Genomic DNA, 19,346 nt, shown 5'->3' on the forward strand with positions numbered 1-19,346 from the left:
GCATACATGGCGTGAAGACAAGGTGCTGGGCTGGGTGTGTCGCAGTATTGATCCTGCTGACGGGGCTGTCGGCCGGGGTCAGGGCGCAGCAGGCGCCCGATGTGCGTCTGGAAACGGTCGCCCGGGAACCGGTTCTGCATGAGATCCCGCTCAATGGCACGGTGAATCCGTTGAAGGCCTCGGGTATTTCCCCGGCTGTCGCCGGTCTGGTGGACTCGGTGCCGGTGGACACGGGCGACCAGGTGGCCCGGGGCGATGTCCTGGTAGAGCTGGACGATGAGCAGGCGGTTTACGAACTGGCGGCGGCCAGAGCGGAAGCCAGCCAGGCCCGGGCGCTGTTGGCGGAGGCTGAACGCCGGTTACAGGAAGCCCAGTCTGTTGGCGCCGGACGGAACATCGCCGCCACCGAGGTGCGCAGCCGGGAGAACGATGTCGTGGCGGCACGGGCGTCCCTGGCCCGAAATCAGGCGAGATTCAACCTGATGGAAGTCATGGTGCGCCGACATCAGGTATTGGCTCCGTTCGACGGGGTGGTCAGCAGCCGGAGTGTCGACCTGGGCGAGTGGATCACACCCGGCGGTGAGATCATGCAATTGGTGGACATCACCCACCTGCGCCTCGACTTTCAAGTGCCCCAGGAATACCTGCATCGCCTGGACGAACGTTCCCGGTTACTGGCTCGTGTCGGAAAGCACAGCAAACTGAAGGAAGCGCCGATCACTGTGCGGGTGCCGGTGACCGACCCCCAGGCCCGTACCTTTCTGCTGAGGGCGCGGCCACCGGAAGGTGAGACGGTCTGGCCGGGCATGGCGGTGCAGGCCACCCTGCAGGTGAGCACCGGCGAATCCGGACTGACCGTATCCCGGGATGCCCTCAACCGTTACCCCGAAGGCCGCGTTACCGTGTGGATTGCCACGCCTGCGGGGGATGACACCTACACCGTCAGCGAAAAGCGGGTCCAGCTTGGTCTGGCCTTTCAGGGCAAGGTGGAAATCACCCGTGGTCTTGACGGGGGCGAGCAGGTGGTGGTGCGCGGCAACGAGTCGCTGACGGAGGGCATCACGGTCCGGCTGGCTGCCCGAGAGGCCCGGTAATGTTTTCAGCCATCATCAGGCGCGGCACGCTGGTCGCTGTCGTTGCCCTTATCATAGCGATCCTGGGCACTGCGGCTGCCTTTCGCATCCCGGTCCAGATGATTCCGGATCTGGAAGTGCGCACGGTGACCGTGGAAACCCGCTGGCCCGGCGCGACGCCCCAGGACATTGAGAAGGAAATCCTGATCGAGCAGGAGCGTTATCTCCGCAACGTGCCCAACCTGAGCCGGATGATGGCTACCGCCTTCAGTGGCAGCGCGGAGATTGAACTGGAATTTCCGTTCGGAGTGGACATCACCGAAACCCTTATCCAGATCAACAATGCCCTCAGCCAGGTCCCTGATTACCCTCTGAACGTGGACGAGCCCCGGATTGTCGCTGCGTCCTTCTCCTCTAATTCCTTCATGTATCTGAGAGTGTCCACCCTGCCGGGAAACCCCCGGGAACTGGATATCCAGCTGATGCGTGATTTCATCGAAGACCGGGTGCGGCCACGAATGGAAAGTGTGTCCGGGGTGTCCGAGGTTGAGATCGGGGGGGGGGCTGACCGGCAGATTCAGATCCTGGTCGACGAAGCGGCGCTGGCACAGCGGGGCCTTGGCCTTGTGGATCTGCGTAACGCCATCAACCAGCGCAACCGGGATGTCTCCGGGGGGGAACTGGAGGCGGGCAAGCGCCGCTACCTGTTGCGGACGGTCGGGCGGTTTGAGGATATTTCCGAGCTGGAACAGCTGGTTATCCGCCGTCAGGGCGACAGTGTGGTGCGGCTCAGAGACGTGGCCCGGGTCCAGACCGGCCATTCCCGCATCCGGGAGCTGGCGATCGTCAACGGCCAAGGGGTGATCGGCGTGCAGGTCCGGCGCGAGAGCGGTTCCAATGTCATTGATATCAAGCACGCGATGATGGACGAGGTGGCGTCCATCAACGAGGAAGTGCTTGAACCCGCGGGCATGATCCTGGAGCTCACAGCGGACGACGCCCGCTACGTGGAGGCGTCCATCGCCAATGTCTGGACCAACCTGGGCATTGGCGCTGTCTTCGCCACCCTGGTGATGTATCTGTTTCTGCGCTCGGGCCGGGCCACCCTGGCCGGTGTCTGCGGCATTCCTCTGTGCGCCATCGCCGCGTTTATGGGGCTGCTGCTTACCGGGCGGACCATCAACGTCATCTCCCTGGCCGGCATTGCCTTTGCCATCGGCATGACCGTGGACAACAGCATTGTGGTACTGGAGAACATTGAGCGCCATCGGCGTCTGGGGCTGGACCGCTTCGAATCGGCGCTCAAGGGTGTGCAGGAGGTGTGGCCAGCGGTGTTCGCTTCGACCGCCACCACGCTGCTGGTGTTTCTGCCGATCCTGTTTATCGAAGAGGAAGCCGGGCAACTGTATTCCGATGTGGCCATTGCCATTTCAGCGGCCATCCTGGCTTCCATGCTGGTGGCCATCACCATCATCCCCACCCTGTGCGCCCGGCTCGATTTTCGCCGCAGCGCCACGGAAACCGATCAGTATGGCAATGTGACCGCAGGCGGCTGGTCCACGTCGGTGCTGCGGGCGGTTCGGTGGCTGGTGTCTGAATCCTTGCGCCGCACCCTGGTGATTGTTGTGACCGTTCTGGTCAGTGCCTGGGTCATTTTGGCCCTGACGCCGCCGGCAGAGTACCTGCCTGAGGGCGAAGAACCCAAGACCTTCGCCTTTATGAACGCACCGCCTGGTTACAATCTGAGTGAAATGGCCGCCATTGCCCGGCAGGTCGAGGACCATTTCCTGCCCCACGTGAATGCCGATGGCCTGGCGTATGCTGCAGGCGAGACCCGAGTCCCGCCCATGGCGTACCTGAACATGCAGGTGTCACCCACCGGTATGCGGATCATCGCCGAAACCCTGGAGCCCACCCACATTGAGGCGCTGATGGATGAAATCACCCGGGTCTACGAAGAGTTCCCGGGCATGCGCGCGTTTGCCGCGAAAGGCTCCATCATATCGAGCAACGATGGAGGCACCCGCAGCATCAACCTCGATATCTCCGGCCCGGATCTGGCGTCGGTCTATCGGGCTGCCAACGCGGCCTATCGCCAGGCCGAAACCATTTTTGACAACCCACGTATCCAGAGCCAGCCGCCGACCCTGTCCCTGGCTCAGCCACTGGTGCAGGTCCGGCCGGACTGGGACCGCGTGGCAGAGCTGGGCCTGGACACCGAGGCCATCGGCTTCACGGTGGCCTCACTGACGGAAGGCAGCTATATCGGCGACTTCTTTCTGGACGACGACAAGGTGGACATCTATGTCTACGGTCAGGCCAGCGAGGGGGTGCAACTGGCCAGTCTGCCCGATGTCATGGTGCATACGCCGGATGGCGCCACCCTGCCACTTTCCAGCATTGCGACTCTGGAGGAAACAGTGGATACCAGTGTGGTCCGGCGCGTGGACGGTCGGCGCACAGTTACCCTGAATGTCATCCCGCCGGGCAAGGTGCCGCTGGAAACCGGGGTGGAACGCGTACGCACTGAGCTGCTCCAGACCATGCGGGAAGAGGGAACACTGCCGGCCAGCGTGGATGTGGAAATCTCCGGGGCCAGCGATCAGCTCAATGCCACCCGTGACGCCCTTACCGGTAATTTCATCATCGCCATTGCCATTGTTTACCTGGTGCTGGTGGCCATCTTTGCCCACTGGGGATTCCCGCTGCTCATCCTGACCGCCATTCCGCTCGGCGTTGCCGGAGGCATCGTCGGGCTGGCGCTGATGAATCTGGTGGGCGGTATGCTGCCGCTGCTGGGGCTTCAGCCCCTGAGCCAGCCGTTCGATATGATCACCATGCTGGGCTTCCTGATCCTGATGGGCACCGTGGTGAACAACCCGATTCTGGTACTGGATCAGGCCCGCCAGAACCTCCGCCACCAGGGCGGCAATGTGGTCGAGGGGGTGGTCGATGCGGTGGCCACCCGGCTGCGCCCGATTGCCATGACCACCCTGACCACCATTTGCGGCCTGTCGCCGCTGGTATTCCTGCCCGGGGAAGGCACCGAACTGTACCGGGGCGTGGGAGCCATCGTCCTGTTCGGGCTGATGGGGGCGGCCATTGTGACGGTCACCTTCCTGCCGGCCCTGGCGATCCTGGTGTTTTCGCTCCGGGACCGCACCGTCACGGGTACGGTCAGGCGGTAGCGGCCTCGTCCTCTTCGGCCGGCACGTCGACGAGCACATCGCCGCCGTCCACATGCACCTGATAGGTGGGGATCCGGACGTTTTCATCTTCAAGACAGACGCCCGTGCGGAGGTCGAAATGCTGCTTGTAGATGGGAGACGCCACGACCAGATGCCCCTTGAGATCGCCGGTGATGCCACGGGCCAGCACATTGGCGCCGGAAAAAGGATCGTGATGGCTGATCCCATACATCGACGGCGTTTGCTCTGGCAGATAGAAAATGGCGACAGGGCCGGCGGGTGTCCAGACGGCAATACCCGAGCCGGGAATCAAATCCCGGAGCCGGCATACGCTGCATTGCTGGGTGTTGTTGCTCATTGTTTGTCTCCTTTGGCCATCAAGCCGGGTCGGCCAGCGGGCGGCGCTGACCGCGCTCTTCGGTCCACTGCTGAACGGGATCCTTCTGCTCCGTCGCATTGACGAACTCCCGGAAACGTTTGCGTTGCTCCGGGTTCTCCACGGCGGTTTTCCATTCGCACTGGTAGGTGCTGACAATGTCGGCCATGTGCTGGTCCAGCTCGGTGCAGATACCCAGGCTGTCTTTCAAAACCACCTGTTTCAGGTAGTCGATGCCGCCTTCCAGGTTCTCCATCCAAACACTGGTCCGCTGCAGTCGGTCAGCGGTGCGGACATAGAACATCACCACCCGGTCAATGGTGCGAATCAGTTCCTCGTCGGACAGATCGGTGGCGAACAGGTCAGCGTGGCGTGGGCGCATACCGCCATTGCCACAGATGTAGAGGTTCCAGCCCTTGTCGGTGGCAATCACCCCGAAGTCCTTGCTCTGGGCTTCGGCGCATTCGCGGGTGCAGCCAGATACCGCCATTTTTACCTTGTGGGGGGCCCGCAGGCCCTTGTAGCGGTTTTCCAGTTCGATGGCCATGCCGACACTGTCCTGAACGCCGTATCGGCACCAGGTGCTGCCGACACAGGACTTCACCGTCCGCAGGGCCTTGCCGTAGGCGTGCCCGGTCTCGAATCCGGCGGCAATGAGCTTTTCCCAGATCTCCGGCAATTCACTCAGGGTGGCCCCGAACAGGTCCACGCGCTGGCCGCCGGTGATCTTGGTGTACAGATCGTACTCCTTCGCCACTTCGCCCAGGGCGATCAGCTTGTCCGGGGTGATCTCGCCACCGGGCACCCGGGGCACAATCGAATAGGTGCCGTTTTTCTGCATGTTGGCCATGAAGGTGTCATTGGTGTCCTGCAGCGGCACGTGGTCGGTGGCCAGAATGTGCTCGTTCCAGCAGGAGGCGAGAATGGACGCCACCGCCGGCTTGCAGATATCGCAGCCATGGCCCTTGCCGTGCTGGCTGATCAGGGTCCCGAAGGTGCGGATGCCGTTCACCCTGACCAGATGAAACAGTTCCTGACGGGTATAGGGGAAGTGCTCGCACAGATCCTTACTGACCGAAACGCCGCGCTTGGCCAGTTCGCTGTCCACCACCGTTTTCAACAGTGCCGTACAGCCGCCGCAGCCGGTGCTGGCCCTGGTTTCGCCTTTGACGCTGCCGAGGTCCGAGCAGCCGGCGTCGATGGCCGAGCAAATATCGCCCTTGGACACGTTGTGACAGGAACAGATGGTGGCCCCTTCCGGCAGTGCATCTGGGCCCAGCGCCGGTGCGCCGCCTTCGCTATCTGGCAGGATCAGGCTCTCGGGGTTTGCGGGCAGATCAATGCCGTTAAGGGCATACTGCAGCAGCGTGTCGTACTTGCTGTTGTCGCCCACCAGGATGGCGCCCAGCAGTTTCTTGCCATCGTTGCTGACCACCATGCGACGGTAGTAGCCGGCCTGCTCGTCATTGAAGCGGATGTTGCGGGCGCCCGGGGTTTGCCCGTGGGCATCGCCGATGGAGCCCACGTCCACGCCCAGCAACTTGAGCTTGGTGCTCATGTCGGCACCGGTGAACGCTGCTGATGAATCCTTGTTCAGGGCCGCTGCCAGCGTGCGGGCCATGGTGTAACCCGGCGCTACCAGACCGAAAATGCGCTGGTTCCAGAGCGCGCATTCGCCGATGGCGTGAATGTGTGGGTCCGAAGTGGTGCACTGGTTGTTCACCACGATGCCACCCCGCTCACCCACCTCCAGACCACTGGCCCGGGCCAGGGTATCCTGGGGGCGGATACCCGCCGAGAACACGATCAGGTCGGTTTCCAGGTGGGTGTCATCGCTGAAGGTCATCCGTAGCCGGGCGGCTTCGCCTTCCACAATGGCGGTGGTGGCCTTTTCGGTGTGCACTGACACGCCCAGGTCTTCGATTTTCTGGCGCAGCAGCGCGCCGCCTTCGGCATCCAGCTGCACCGGCATCAGTCGCGGGGCGAATTCCACCACGTGGGCTTCCAGACCGAGACTTTTCAGGGCATTCGCCGCCTCCAGACCCAGCAGTCCGCCGCCCACAACCACGCCGGTTTTTCCGCCCTGTGCACTGGCGCGAATGGCATCCAGATCTTTCAGGGTGCGGTAGACAAAACAGTGATTCCGGTCCCGGCCGTCGATGGGGGGCACAAACGGATAGGACCCGGTGGCCAGCACCAGTTCGTCATACGAGTAGTCACCCCTGGGTGTGGTGACGATCTTCCGGACACGATCAATAGCGGTGACCTGTTCGTTCAGATGCAGGTCGATGCCGTTGCTGGCGTACCAGTCCGCCGTGCCCATGGCGAGATCGGCGTGGGTGGAGCCGGCAAAGTATTCGGACAGGTGCACCCGGTCGTAAGCGAGCTGTTTTTCCTCGCCGAACACGAGGATGCGATATTCCGTTGCCACGTCGCTGACAACAAACTGTTCCAGGAAGTGATGGCCGACCATGCCATTGCCAACAACGATCAGGTTCTTTTTACTCACGGTGTCGTCCTCATTACTTGGGCAGTCGGCTCAGGCCGCCGCCTCACAAAACGGTTTGCCGAAGGCCAGTTGAGCCCGAAAGGCGGTAACTTCGGTTTGTTTCTTGATCAACTCCTGGTACCAGGGGCCCTGGCGGGTGTCGCCCAACAGGACCGCCCCCACCAGGCGTTCGTCGCGGATCATCAGATGGCCGTAGGTGTCCGTCCCCAGGTCTTGCCAGACCAACGATTCAGTGGTGTCGTCCGGAGCGTGCTGGCCGCAGGAAAACACCGGCATACCGCTGATTTTCAGGCGGGTGGCGAGCACAGCGCTTTCAAACGCCGGGGCGCGTTCCGTGGCAGCCAGGACACCGGCCAGCACCCTGGCTTGCCGGTAACCGGGCTCCACCAGGCCGAAGGTTTCGCCCTCTACTTCGCAGCATTCGCCCAGCGCATAAATGGCGGGATCGCTGGTCTGCATGCGGTTGTTCACCTGAATACCCCGACCGCAGGACAGTCCGGCGTCTTGAGCCAGTTCCTTGTTGGGCACAATGCCGGTGGCAATCACCACCAGGTCGGTACTGAGCAGGGTCTGGTCGGCGAGTTGAACCGCGTGCACATCGTGGTCACCCAGAATCCGTATGGGAGCCGACGACGTCATGATGTCCAGCCCACGGGAGGCAAGTTGGGCCGCCAGCAACTGGCCGCCGGTCCTATCCACCTGCCGGTTCAGCAGATGCCCGGAGCGGTGCAGGACTGTTACTGACAGGCCCAGTCGCTGCAGTCCGTCCGCGGCTTCCAGCCCGAGAAATCCACCGCCGACCACCATGGCCCGGCGCCGACGCCGGCGTTGATCGATCAGGTGTCGTGCGTCGTTGATGTCCCGAAAATAACGGACCCCCTGAAGCTGCTCGCCCGGAATGCCGAGACTGGCCGGGCGCGAGCCGGTAGCGAGCACCAGGGTGTCATAAGTTTCAGACCGGCCAGCACTGGTGATGATGGTTTGCTTGTGCCGATCGATGGCGGTGACCCGTTCGCCGTAGTGAACTTCGATTCCGTGGGCGGTGAACCAGTTTTCCGGTTGCAGGATCAGACTGGGTTCCTGCGCTTCGCCGCTCAGCAAGGCGGGCAGCTGTATCCGGTTGTACGCCGCGTAGGATTCGCCATTGAACACCACGATACGCTCGAAGGGCCGTTTGGCACTTGCCATTAACTCTTCAAGAAATCGCTGCGCCACCATGCCGTGGCCGCAGACGATGAGTGTGCGCTCGCTGTTCCGGTCCATGCCCAAATCCTTGTGTCCAGAAACGAAAAAAGCCGGAGCATCTCATCCCCTCAGGGAATCAATGGTCCGGCGCCAATGCCAACAACAATGATCTGATGATCCAGCCAAATCCATGGCCAAAGCGTTCATCCTTACGGGTTAGTTAGCGATCTTCATGCCAGTTTTCAGCCTCTATAAAAATCAGTGAGTTGGAGGGGTTTTGACGGTAAAGGCCCGGTCCGAATGCGGGAAAACTGCCCCGAACTGGGGCGAATGCCCATTTTTAAGGCCGTACAGTGGCCCGGTAATTGCTCCAATCCTGTTATTCGGAGTTGAAGGACTGGAGTTTTGCCATGAGTACCAGAAAGCAGACGCAAAGGGAGGTCACCCCCTCTGCCGCGGATTACCTGATTGCCTCACGCCAGTGCGAGTTGATGAACCTGCAGTACTTCCTGCAGATGGGGAAGGTTGTGCAGAGCATCAGTAATCTGGTGCACGGTCTGCAGCGGGAACGAGGGGCGTCGAATGTGTTGCTGGGCTCCGGTGGTGAGAAATTTTCGGCGGAGCGCCTGGCAATGGTCCAGGAGTCCGATCGCCTGCGCGATCTGTTCGAGCAGGCACTGGCCGAGGTTCACCGGGAATTAACCGCGCATCCGGTCAGTAGCCGGTTACTGAACCGCCTGGCCAGCGCCCTGCACGGTCTGGAGCAACTGCCATCGTTGCGTGCCCGTGTCGAGAAGCGGGTGTTGCCCGTAGAGGACGCCACCGAGGCGTATTGCAAGCTGGTGCAGGAATTGATCACGGTGGTCTTCGAGGCCGCCGAAACCGTCGTGGATCCGTCCATCGCCGGGCTTCTGGTGGCGATGGTTCATCTGATGAATGGCAAGGAACTGTGCGGTCAGGAACGCGCCGTTGGCTCGGCCGGGTTTTCCAGCGGCACCTTCAGCAATGCACAGTCAAAGCGCATGATGCACCTTGTCGAAGCACAGGAGCGCTGTTTCGAGGTGTTCGTCAGCTTCGCCGATGCGGAGAGTAAAGCGCTCTGGCAGAACCTCCGGGCACATCCGCGCGAAGCAGAAATTGAACGTCTGCGGCAGCTGGGCTGTTCGGCCGGGCGCTACAAGTCCATGGACCCTGAGCTGGCAGACCGATGGTTTGCCCTCCTGTCGGAGCGGATGGACGAGCTGAAAACGGTGGAAGATGCGGTGGAGGGCTGCTTTCACAGCCGTTGCGTCGAGCGTTTTGCCGAAGCGAGGAATTCCCTGGCCCACCAGGAAACCCTGATAGCGTCCCTGGATGCGCAGGCTCCAGATCCCAAGCCGGTGGTGGTGTTGTTTGACTCGGGTGATGACACTGGCCAAGGAAATGCCTGGAACAGTGAGGGCGTGGGCGAGCGATTTGGTCGCTCGCTGTTTGACCTCGTCCAGGAGCAGACCCGCCGTCTGCAACAGATGGACGATGAACTACAGAGTGCCAGGGATGCCTTGGAGGAACGTCGCACCCAGGAAAAAGCGGTGCTGCTGTTGATGGATCATCGGGGAATCAACAACGACGAGGCCCATCGCCTGCTGAGAAAGCTGGCCATGGATCAGGGCAAGAAGCTGACGGATGTCGCCCGTGCCCTGTTGTCCATGGCGGATGTGCTGAAGTAATCCGGCTCAGGCCCGCGCGGCCTTGGCCTCCTCCGTTTTTTCGCTGGTTTCTTCCGCTGCCTGCGCAGCCCGACGGGGAGCTATGGTTTCCAGCTTGCGCTGTTTTTCGTACAGGAATTTCAGTACTTCCTGACGGTAATGCACGTAGGTTGGGTCGTCTGCCAGTTCCACCCGGTTACGGGGGCGTGGCAGGTCGATGCGAAGATCCTCTCCCACCGTGGCGGCCGGACCGTTGGTCATCATGATGATGCGGTCGGACAGCAGAACCGCCTCGTCCACATCGTGGGTAATCATGATCACGGTGTTATTCAGGTCCTTCTGAATATCCATCAGTGAATCCTGCAAATGGGCCCGGGTCAGGGCATCCAGCGCCCCGAACGGCTCATCCATCAACAGAACGGACGGTTTCATGGCCAGGGCCCGGGCGATACCCACCCGCTGAGCCATGCCCCCGGAGATTTCCCCCGGTCGCTTGCTGGCGGCGTGGGTCATATTGACCAGCTCTAGATTGTGGTTGATCCAGTCCCGGCGTTCCTGTTTGCTCATGGTCTTGCGGAATACCTGCTGCACCGCCAGTTCGACGTTCTCATACACCGTCAGCCAGGGCATCAGGGCGTGGTGCTGGAACACCACGGCCCGCTCGGGGCCCGGCGAGTTGACCTCGTGGCCATCCAGCACGCAGCCGCCCTTGGAGGCCTGCAGCAGGCCGGCGACAATGTTCAGCACGGTGGACTTGCCGCAGCCGGAATGGCCGATCAGCGAAACAAACTCGCCCTTCTTGATCTTCAGGTTGATGTTGTCCAGCGCCAGGAACTCGCCCTTGGGGGTGTCGAAGCTCATGTCGACGCCGGTCAGTTCAAGATGCGTTTTGCTCATGGTCTTCTCCGTTATTCGTTCCAGGCCACTTTCTTCTGGATCACCTGCATGGCGCGATCCAGCAGGAAGCCGATAAAGCCGATGGTCAGTACCGCCACCATGATCCGGCTGAGGGACTGGCTGCTGCCATTCTGAAATTCATCCCAGACGAACTTGCCCAGGCCCGGGCTCTGAGCCAGCATTTCCGCGGCGATCAGCACCATCCAGGCAATCCCGAGGGACACCCTCAGGCCAGTAAAAATCATCGGCACGGACGAGGGCAGTACCACTTTGCGCACGTGGGTCAGGAATGGTAGCCGAAGCACCCGGGATACGTTGACCAGGTCCGGGCTCACCGCGGCCACCCCAACACTGGTATTGATCAGCGTGGGCCACAGGCTGCACAGGGTGACGGTGATCATGGAGGTCAGAAAGGATTTCTCGAACATCGGGTCGTCGCTGACGTAGGTGGCGGAAACCACCATGGTCACCAGCGGCAGCCACGCCAGGGGCGACACAGGCTTGAACACCTGAATCAGTGGGTTAACCGCCGCCTGAAAGTGTTTGTTCAGACCGAACACGATGCCCAGGGGAACCGCTATGAGGGTGGCGAGCACGAAGCCGGCCAGCACGGTGATCATACTGGTGCCAATCTGGTCGATGAAGGTGGGCGCACCGGGGTAGTCGCGGATCCTCACCTCGGCGTCCGGATTCTTGGCCAGAATCCGGGCATTGCGCTCCTCTTGCATGGTGATGAACTTGTCGGCTCGTTCGCGCTGGTTCACGTGCTCCTGCCAGAGCTGCCCACCCTGCTCCCAGACCTGGGTGGGCCCCGGAAACGCCCCGAGGGACGTGTCGATCCGGGGGGCCGTCAGGTGCCAGAAAGCCAAGAAGATCAGAATCCCGAGTATGGGCAGCAGCAGCTGTTTAGTGGCTTGCCCCCATTCAACATCGTTGATGCGGCTGGGCAGGGATTTCAGCCAGGTGCTTTGCTCGGGGCTGGAGGTAGTGGTTAGCGTATTCATAGCGTTCTCCTGGACGACGCCCGATCAGGGGGTGTCGGTGCCTTTCAGGCCGATCTCAAAGCTGTCGATATAGGCATTGGGCTGGCGGGGTGTGAACGCCACACCGTCGATCAGCTTGCCCTGGAACGGGCGCTCGAAGTTCTCTTCGCTGAAATTCGGGAAGTCTTCGGCGTTGAGCAGGCCCTCGTCGATCAGCGACTGGGCGGCCTTGGCGTAGATGTCTCCGCGGTACACCTTGGCAGCCGTTTCCATATACCAGTCATCCGGCTTGGCTTCGGCGATCTGGCCCCAGCGACGCATCTGGGTCAGATACCAGATGGCATCCGACGGGTACGGGTAGGTGGCGTTGTAGCGGAAGAACACGTTGAAGTCCGGTACTTCACGCACGTCGCCCTTTTCGTATTCGAAGGTGCCGGTCATGGAGTTGGCAATGACTTCGGCATCGGCACCCACGTAGCTCGGGCGAGCCAGGATCTCAACCGCTTCTTCCCGGTTGGCGTTGTTGTTTTCATCCAGCCAGTGGGCGGCACGAATCATGGCACGCAGCAGGCGCAGGTGGGTGTTGGGGTACTCCTCGGCCCAGGATTCAGTGACACCGAACACCTTTTCCGGGTTGTTGGGCCAGATCTCGTAGTCGGTGATCACCGGCACGCCAATGTTCTTGAACACGGCTTGCTGGTTCCAGGGTTCGCCCACACAGTAACCGGCGATGGTGCCGGCTTCCATGGTGGCCGGCATCTGGGGGGGCGGGGTCACCGACAGGTGCACGTCGGCTTCCAGGGTGCCACTGGTATCACCGCGCTGGGGAGCGTAGAACCCCGGATTCAGGCCGCCGGCGGCCAGCCAGTAGCGCAACTCGTAGTTGTGGGTAGATACAGGGAACACCATGCCCATGCGGAAACGTTCGCCGTTGGCGCGGGATTCTTCAACCACAGGCTTGAGGGCGCTGGCGCTGATGGGGTGGACTGGCTTGTCGCCCTCTTTTTCAATGTGCTGGCTCATGGTCTCCCAGACATCGTTAGAGACTGTGATGCCGTTGCCGTTCAGGTCCATGCTGAAAGCGGTGATGATGTTGGCCTGGGTGCCGTAGCCAATGGTGGCACCCAGTGGCTGTCCGGCGAGCATGTGCGCACCGTCCAGCTCACCGGTGATCACCCGGTCCAGTAGCACTTTCCAGTTGGCTTGCGCTTCCAGTTCGACAAACAGGCCTTCGTCCATAAAAAAGCCCTGTTCCCAGGCCACCGCCAGGGGGGCCATGTCGGTCAGTTTGATGAATCCGAGCTTCAGGTCGGCCTTCTCCGGTTCGCCGATAGCCGCCTGAACCGGGCTAACGCTGGCGACCAGTGAAACGGCCAGGGCAACGCCGGCCAATTTCTTGAGTGTTCCGGTACTGTGTGTCACGTGAGTCTTCATGGTGTCCTACCTCTCGACCTTCTGCTTTTCTGCTGTCGAAAAAAAACGCCTGTCCTCCGTGGACCGGAAGACAGGCGCCTATGCCTGTGGAGCTTTGTGCTGTACAGGTGCTCCGTTCTTTATGCTGTGTTTGCTCGTCACTTTACCGTCAGCACACACCAGCACACACCGTGCCACTCATAATAAATTCAGTAAAAACAGGGGTTAACATTTTCTGTTCCGGGCCAGTGGTTGGTTGGGCACGGACAGTGTGTTTGTTTTTGGTGCAAGACCCTGGGGCTCTGCACTGACCTGAGGCTGCGTATCTGACCAGGCGAGTGGTCGTTGTCGGTGACGCCGGCTCATGGCAAGTTGCCGTTGGCCGGGCAGGCCAGTGCTGGCCCACGTTCGCGGGGAGTGATGGTGTGCGTAAGGCAGCAACCGTCGGTGCGGTTCACCATGGCCCTTTTATTGCTAATACTTACTCAAGAAAACGGATATCCGTTTCGCTAACAATGTAACGACGGCGACGAAGCCTGTGCTTTTGCATTCGATAGAAAGGATGCAGGAGTACAGGCTTTTTGCGTTTTTCAGGAGACTCCCCGTGGATACCAAGGATTCGCTTACGGCCCCGACCCAGACCACTTGCCCCTACTGCGGCGTGGGATGCGGGGTGAAGGCCAGGGCCGACGGCGTGGCCGGGGATGAGCGGCATCCGGCCAATAAAGGCCGGTTGTGCGTGAAAGGCTCGGCCCTGCACGAAACCCTGGTGCCATCGGGGCGATTACTGGCCCCGAGGGTGCATGGGCAGGACGCCAGCTGGCCGGAGGCCATCGAAGCGGTATCAACGGCGATTCAGCAGGCGGTATCGAAGCACGGTCCGGGGTCGGTGGCCCTTTATCTGTCGGGGCAGTTGCTGACTGAAGACTATTACGTCGCCAACAAACTGGCGAAAGGATTTATCGGCACACCCCATGTCGATACCAACTCCCGCCTGTGCATGTCGTCGGCGGTAGCCGCCCACAAGCGTGCGTTTGGTGAGGACTGTGTGCCCGGCTGTTATGAGGATCTGGAAATCGCGGATCTGCTGGTGCTGACCGGCAGCAATGCCGCCTGGGCCCACCCGGTCCTGTACCAGAGAATGGATGCCTCGGCCCGGGAGGGGCGCCGGGTGGTCGTTATTGATCCCCGGCGCACCGCAACCGCCGATCTGGCCGATTTGCACCTGCAACTGAGGCCCGGCACCGATGCCATCCTGTTCAATGGTCTGCTGGTCTGGTTGTGGCAGGCAGGCGCGGTGGACAAAGCATACATTGCCAGCCATTGCCGGGGTTTCGACGGCGCCCTCAATGCGGCCCGGCAATCGGCGCCCTCGGTGGCGCAGGCGGCCCGGCAATGCGATCTCCCCGAAGCCGAGGTCGAGCAATTTTACCGCTGGTTTGCCGAAACACCCCGGACGGTGACCGGTTTTTCCCAGGGCATCAATCAGTCCAACGCGGGCACCGATAAAGGCAACGCTATCATCAACTGTCATCTGGCGGTGGGCCGGGTCGGCCTGCCGGGCGCCGGCCCGTTTTCTCTCACCGGGCAACCCAATGCCATGGGTGGCCGGGAGGTGGGCGGACTGGCCAACACGCTGGCCGCACACATGGATTACGACACCTCCGGAGCACGGGAACGGCTTGGCCAGTTCTGGGGCTGCAACGCCATTCCGGAGGGGCCCGGCCTGAAAGCTGTGGATCTGTTTGACGCCGTGCACCGGGGTGACATCAAGGTACTCTGGATTATGGGTACCAATCCGGCTGTCAGTCTGCCCCGTTCCTCACGTGTACGTGAGGCGCTTGCGGGCTGTGAGACCGTCATTGTGTCGGATTGCATGGCTGAGACAGACACGACAGCTTACGCTGACATCCTTCTGCCCGCTGCTGGCTGGGGAGAGAAGGATGGCACGGTTACCAATTCGGAACGGTGTATTTCACGGCAACGGGCCTTTCTGCCTTTGCCGGAACAGGTTCGTCCGGACTGGTGGATCATGAGTTCGGTGGCAAGAACTCTGGGTTGGGGCAATGCTTTTGCCTACCGCGGGCCTGTGGACATCTTCCGGGAGCACGCGGCTCTGTCCGCCCTGTCCGCGTCGACCAACGGAGGGCGGCGACGATTTAATATCGGCGTCATGGCCGGATTATCTCCGGCCAGCTATGACCAGCTGGTGCCGGTTCAGTGGCCGGTGCAGATGGATTCGGCCGGTCGTCTGACCGGAACCGAACGACTGTATTCGGACGGCGAGTATTCCACGCCCGACGGACGGGCGCGCTTTGTGCCCGTGGACACCGTCCTGCCGGACCAGCGGCCCTCCCGGGAGCTTCCCCTGATTGTGAACGCCGGGCGCATCCGGGATCAGTGGCATACCATGACCCGGACGGCCCTTGCGCCCCGCTTGCTGAACCATCGCTCCGAACCCTTTATCGATGTCCACCCGGAGGATGCCCGTCGCTATCAACTGGCAGACGGTGAACTGGCCAGCCTGACGGGGGAAACGCCCTATCCCTTCGTCGGGCGGGTCAGAGTGACCCGGGACCAGCGCCCCGGAGAGGTGTTTGTGCCCATTCATTGGAACCAGCAGTACACCGCCAAGGGGATCGCCTCGCAGCTCATGCAGTCCGTGACCGACCCCATTTCCGGGCAGCCGGAAAGCAAGCATGGGGTGGCCCGGATTGCGCCGGTGGCAACGCGGTGGCAGGCACGGGTGATGCGCCGGGCCGGCAGTGGTTGGCATCCGGAACAGGTGAGTCCGGATAGCTATTGGACCCGGCAGACCATGGCCCATAGCGACAGCTGGTGGGTGGCGGGAGTTCAGCCGGTGGACTGGCATCGGGAGGCGGAACTCTGGCTGGGCGATCGACCACAAGTCTTCGTCAACGACGCGACCACCGGACGCTACCGTGCGGCGTTGATCGTTTCGGGCCGGCTGGAGGCGGTGCTCATGGTTGATCCCCGGTCTTCCGGGTTGCCCGATCTGGCCTGGCTGGATGAGTGCTTCAGTGCAGACTGTCTGAATGACGATCAACGCAGGTACCTGCTGGCGGGCCGCACCGTCGACCTGGAAGACCATGGCGCGCTGGTATGCAGCTGCTTTCAGGTGGGCGAAAAACAGATTGCGCGGGCCATGGGCGAGGGGGTCAAGAGTGTGGTGGAGCTGGGTCGGGCCCTGCGCTGTGGCACCAATTGCGGGTCCTGTATCCCGGAGCTTCGCAGCCTGCTGGAGGGCCATGGTGACGCCGGGGCGATCGAAGTGCGGGATCAGGTGTTAGCGGACTGACCGAAGCATCTGCATAGGTACCCGGTAACGGACGCCTTTGGCTGCGCCGGTGCCCTCCACCGTGCAGGTTTTGCGATTCACCCGCAGAATTCGTCCCTGAATGACCTTTGGTTCCTGGCCGAAAACGATGGGTTCTCCGACCTGCCACTGCCGGTGGCCATGAACCGGGCCGGGCAGTTCCAGGGGCGTGTCAGACAGTCTCAGCGAGTGGTGTTCGGCCTTTTCGGCCAGGGTCTGTCGCGCCGCCTCCGCGCCCCCGCTCTGATGCAGATTATCCAGAATGCTGTAGAAATGCCGGTTATGGACCGAGCCCCGAAAGCGTTTGCCGGCGCTTTGCTGGAGCAGATGGGCGAACTCGTGGCAGCAGGTGTGGGCCAGCAGGTTCAGCGGGCTGACTTCTCCGTCGAAATACCCCCTGCGCTGGATTTCGCGACTGGACAGCCAGCCGTGGGCGGATTCGGCGCAATGCTTGGCCTCGATCATCCGCACGCCATAGGTGATCTGGTGTTGCTTGTTCCGGGGATCAAAGCGGTGGTAAGTGGCCTGGCCGGAACCGGTGCGGCAGGCCAGCGTACTGCCTGGAAGCCGTTCCCGGACCCAGTTGGCGGCCGGGAGCCAGAGGATCTGCTCGGTGACTTCGCACATCAGTTCACCGAGTTGTCGGGCAGGTAGGGCAGTGGTACTCATGAGTCGGGCTTATCGCTTGGACGGTCTACAACGGTATGGCTCTAGGGTAACGCCAGCGGTGGCCGATGACCATGAACATTCTGAGAGTCGCAGTGGCGGTCAGGCCAGCCAGTCAGCACTCGCCAGCCAGATCAGCCTCAATGCCAGCACCGTCAGCACCAGATTGAACAGCCGGTTAAACCACCGGTTGCTGAACGATTTGAGCAGGTGCAGGCCAATCCAGGTACCGGCAAAGCCGCTGATGATCATGGCCAGGATAAACGGCAGCCAGTCCGGAAAGACAAATCCCGCCAGACTGAACACCAGTGCCTTGGGCGCATGTTGCAGGCTCATGGCGGTGGCGAAGGTGGCAACGGTGGAAAAACGGTCTGGTTGAATCTGCTTGATGAAAGCGGCGACCAGAGGCCCGGTTGCACCCACGAACAGGCTGATGAAACTGGTCAGCGCCGAGGCCAGAAAGGTGCCGACGCTACCGAAGGATGCCCTGGGCAGTGGCGGCCCCCAGCACAGGTAGAGCACAAACCCGGCCACGGCCAGTTGCCAGACCGGCTCGGGCAGATCCACCAGTAACCATGCCCCGGCCAGGGTGCCCACCAGAACGCCGGGTGCGAAGGCGATGATCACTGGCCAGTTGATGTGTCGGACGGTCATGGCCGCCCGGCCAGCGTTGGAACCCAGCTGAATCATGCCATGGACCGGAATGATGGCCGCCGGGGGCAGCCAGCCGGCCATCAGCACCAGAAGCAGCACGCCGCCGCCCGCCCCCAGGGTGGCGGTGATCAGTGAGGTCAGTGCAGAACAGGCAAGCAGGGTCAGGGCAATGGGCAGGCTCAGGGCCTCGGGAAACAACAGGCTTACTTCCATGCACAGAAGTCCGTCTCGGTGATTTCCGGTGTTTTGCACAGGGCTTCCATGGCCAGTTCCACATCGGCCACATAGTACAGCGATGCCAGACCCAGCCGGTCCCGCCCCAGGTTATGAAACACCATACCAAAGGCAATATCGCCGGCGCTAAAACGCCCATGGTGGGTGGCGAAGTAATCGGCGGGTTTGCCCAGTTGCGGGTCGGTCAGCAGCGAGGTGACCCGCCCTGCACCGCCGTGGTAAGCCTGGATCAGCAACAAGTTAAACAGACGTTCCCGTTTTTGCTCCGGCAGGTGGCCAAAGCGTTCATTGAAGGCCGGTCGCAGGTTCCGCGCGTTCTGGTTGGTCAGGCGCAGTGCACAGTCGATTTGCGCCAGCCGGTGCCAGTAGTTCTTGGGCCGGATCTGGCAGTCGGACAGCGCCGTGGGCGACAGTTGCATGATGCCACGGGCGTCTGCGGCCGAGTGGGCGCGTTGCTGGCCGCCGCTTTCAATCAGGATCTGTCCGGCCAGGTGCGGCAGCAGCCCGGGTGCGAGGTTGATCCGCTGCTGCTCCGCGCGGGTGCTGTAAACGTAGTTCAGCGCGTCGTGCAGGGAACCCGGCTCGGCCGACGAAGCAAAGGCCAGGTCGTCCCAGGCGCCCCACAACCGGTAGGCGGGCGCTCGGCCAAGGTAGCGGGCCAGGGCTCTATCAAGGTCCACATGGGGTTGGTCGCAGGAGAGTGCGAAGGGATACCCCGTTTGTCCTTTGCCCCCCGGTACCCAGGTGTCAACCCGTTCGTCCTGGTGCAAGGAGCGCCGGGTATCGTTGAGCTGGGCCTGGGTTGCTTCCCGGGTGGCCTTGTCGGAGAGCCAGGCCAGAAACTGCCCGCGCATATCGAACAGGATGTGGCGGTCGCTTTCGGAGCAGTAGCCCGACTCTCGAAGGACCCAGTCGCGGATGGTCAGAATGTTGGTGTAGACACCCTGGCTGACCCAGTAGGGTGAGCTGCGCACGACCTGGGTCCAGTCCCGCTCCGAGTCGTCCGGGACGTCTGACTCCGCCGTGGCACACAGCGCCCACAAGGCGGTCAGGATGAAAAACAGACTCTGCTGTCGTAAGCTCAGGCGATTAGGGTCCATACGCGCTCCATCCCTGATATTCCAGGCGAGACAATAACAACCG

General features: G+C 61.8%; 13 protein-coding genes. 4 read left to right on the forward strand and 9 right to left on the reverse strand.

The genetic code is table 11. From position 1 onward, the window contains the following. Nucleotides 1–47 precede the first annotated feature (47 nt). Nucleotides 48–1,094, forward strand: a complete 1,047-nt coding sequence (locus tag K8I84_RS13060; protein ID WP_223795216.1) for an efflux RND transporter periplasmic adaptor subunit — start codon at nt 48–50, stop codon at nt 1,092–1,094. Then, nucleotides 1,094–4,261 (forward strand): efflux RND transporter permease subunit, encoded by a 3,168-nt coding sequence (locus tag K8I84_RS13065; protein WP_223795217.1) that lies wholly within the window; start codon nt 1,094–1,096, stop codon nt 4,259–4,261. Before K8I84_RS13060 ends, K8I84_RS13065 begins: the two co-directional genes overlap by 1 nt. Here the strand turns inward: K8I84_RS13065 and nirD are convergent. Genes nirD through K8I84_RS13080 form a run of 3 tightly spaced genes read right to left on the reverse strand, consistent with a single transcriptional unit; the run spans nt 4,251 to nt 8,409 of the window. Continuing rightward, nucleotides 4,251–4,619, reverse strand: coding sequence for a nitrite reductase small subunit NirD (nirD, locus tag K8I84_RS13070; protein WP_223795218.1), 369 nt, complete (start codon nt 4,617–4,619; stop codon nt 4,251–4,253). The two genes, K8I84_RS13065 and nirD, sit on opposite strands and share 11 nt — an antisense overlap. A gap of 19 nt (nt 4,620–4,638) precedes the next feature. Next, nucleotides 4,639–7,146: a nitrite reductase large subunit NirB gene (gene nirB, locus K8I84_RS13075; RefSeq protein WP_223795219.1), complete on the reverse strand. Its 2,508-nt coding sequence runs from the start codon at nt 7,144–7,146 to the stop codon at nt 4,639–4,641. A gap of 30 nt (nt 7,147–7,176) precedes the next feature. Further along, a complete protein-coding gene (locus K8I84_RS13080) occupies nt 7,177–8,409 on the reverse strand; it encodes an NAD(P)/FAD-dependent oxidoreductase (protein ID WP_223795220.1) in 1,233 nt (410 codons plus the stop codon). 332 nt (nt 8,410–8,741) lie between these two features. Between K8I84_RS13080 and K8I84_RS13085 the strand changes: the two genes are divergently transcribed. Further along, complete coding sequence (locus tag K8I84_RS13085) at nt 8,742–10,040, forward strand: nitrate regulatory protein (RefSeq protein WP_223795221.1); 1,299 nt, start codon at nt 8,742–8,744, stop codon at nt 10,038–10,040. 6 nt (nt 10,041–10,046) lie between these two features. On the opposite strand, the gene K8I84_RS13090 is transcribed toward K8I84_RS13085, so the two are convergent. Genes K8I84_RS13090 through K8I84_RS13100 form a run of 3 tightly spaced genes read right to left on the reverse strand, consistent with a single transcriptional unit; the run spans nt 10,047 to nt 13,333 of the window. Further along, on the reverse strand, nt 10,047–10,916 hold the full coding sequence (locus tag K8I84_RS13090; protein WP_223795222.1) for an ABC transporter ATP-binding protein: 870 nt from the start codon (nt 10,914–10,916) through the stop codon (nt 10,047–10,049). A gap of 11 nt (nt 10,917–10,927) precedes the next feature. After that, a complete protein-coding gene (locus K8I84_RS13095) occupies nt 10,928–11,920 on the reverse strand; it encodes an ABC transporter permease (protein WP_223795223.1) in 993 nt (330 codons plus the stop codon). 24 nt (nt 11,921–11,944) lie between these two features. After that, on the reverse strand, nt 11,945–13,333 hold the full coding sequence (locus tag K8I84_RS13100) for a CmpA/NrtA family ABC transporter substrate-binding protein (RefSeq protein ID WP_223795224.1): 1,389 nt from the start codon (nt 13,331–13,333) through the stop codon (nt 11,945–11,947). Between the two features lie 583 nt (nt 13,334–13,916). On the opposite strand from K8I84_RS13100, the gene K8I84_RS13105 reads away from it, so the two are divergent. Beyond that, on the forward strand, nt 13,917–16,631 hold the full coding sequence (locus K8I84_RS13105; protein WP_223795225.1) for a molybdopterin-dependent oxidoreductase: 2,715 nt from the start codon (nt 13,917–13,919) through the stop codon (nt 16,629–16,631). Here the strand turns inward: K8I84_RS13105 and K8I84_RS13110 are convergent. The 3 genes from K8I84_RS13110 to K8I84_RS13120 all read right to left on the reverse strand — a co-directional run bounded on the left by K8I84_RS13110 (nt 16,620) and on the right by K8I84_RS13120 (nt 19,303). Further along, complete coding sequence (locus K8I84_RS13110) at nt 16,620–17,318, reverse strand: hypothetical protein (RefSeq protein WP_223795226.1); 699 nt, start codon at nt 17,316–17,318, stop codon at nt 16,620–16,622. The two genes, K8I84_RS13105 and K8I84_RS13110, sit on opposite strands and share 12 nt — an antisense overlap. A 99-nt stretch (nt 17,319–17,417) precedes the next feature. Next, entirely contained in the window at nt 17,418–18,182 is a 765-nt protein-coding gene (locus K8I84_RS13115) for a sulfite exporter TauE/SafE family protein (RefSeq protein ID WP_223795227.1), read from the reverse strand. After that, on the reverse strand, nt 18,173–19,303 hold the full coding sequence (locus K8I84_RS13120; protein ID WP_223795228.1) for a lytic transglycosylase domain-containing protein: 1,131 nt from the start codon (nt 19,301–19,303) through the stop codon (nt 18,173–18,175). The genes K8I84_RS13115 and K8I84_RS13120 overlap by 10 nt, the downstream gene beginning before the upstream one ends. Nucleotides 19,304–19,346 lie beyond the last annotated feature (43 nt).

The organism is Marinobacter sp. F4216 (assembly GCF_019931195.1).
Classification (GTDB): Bacteria; Pseudomonadota; Gammaproteobacteria; order Pseudomonadales; family Oleiphilaceae; genus Marinobacter; species Marinobacter suaedae.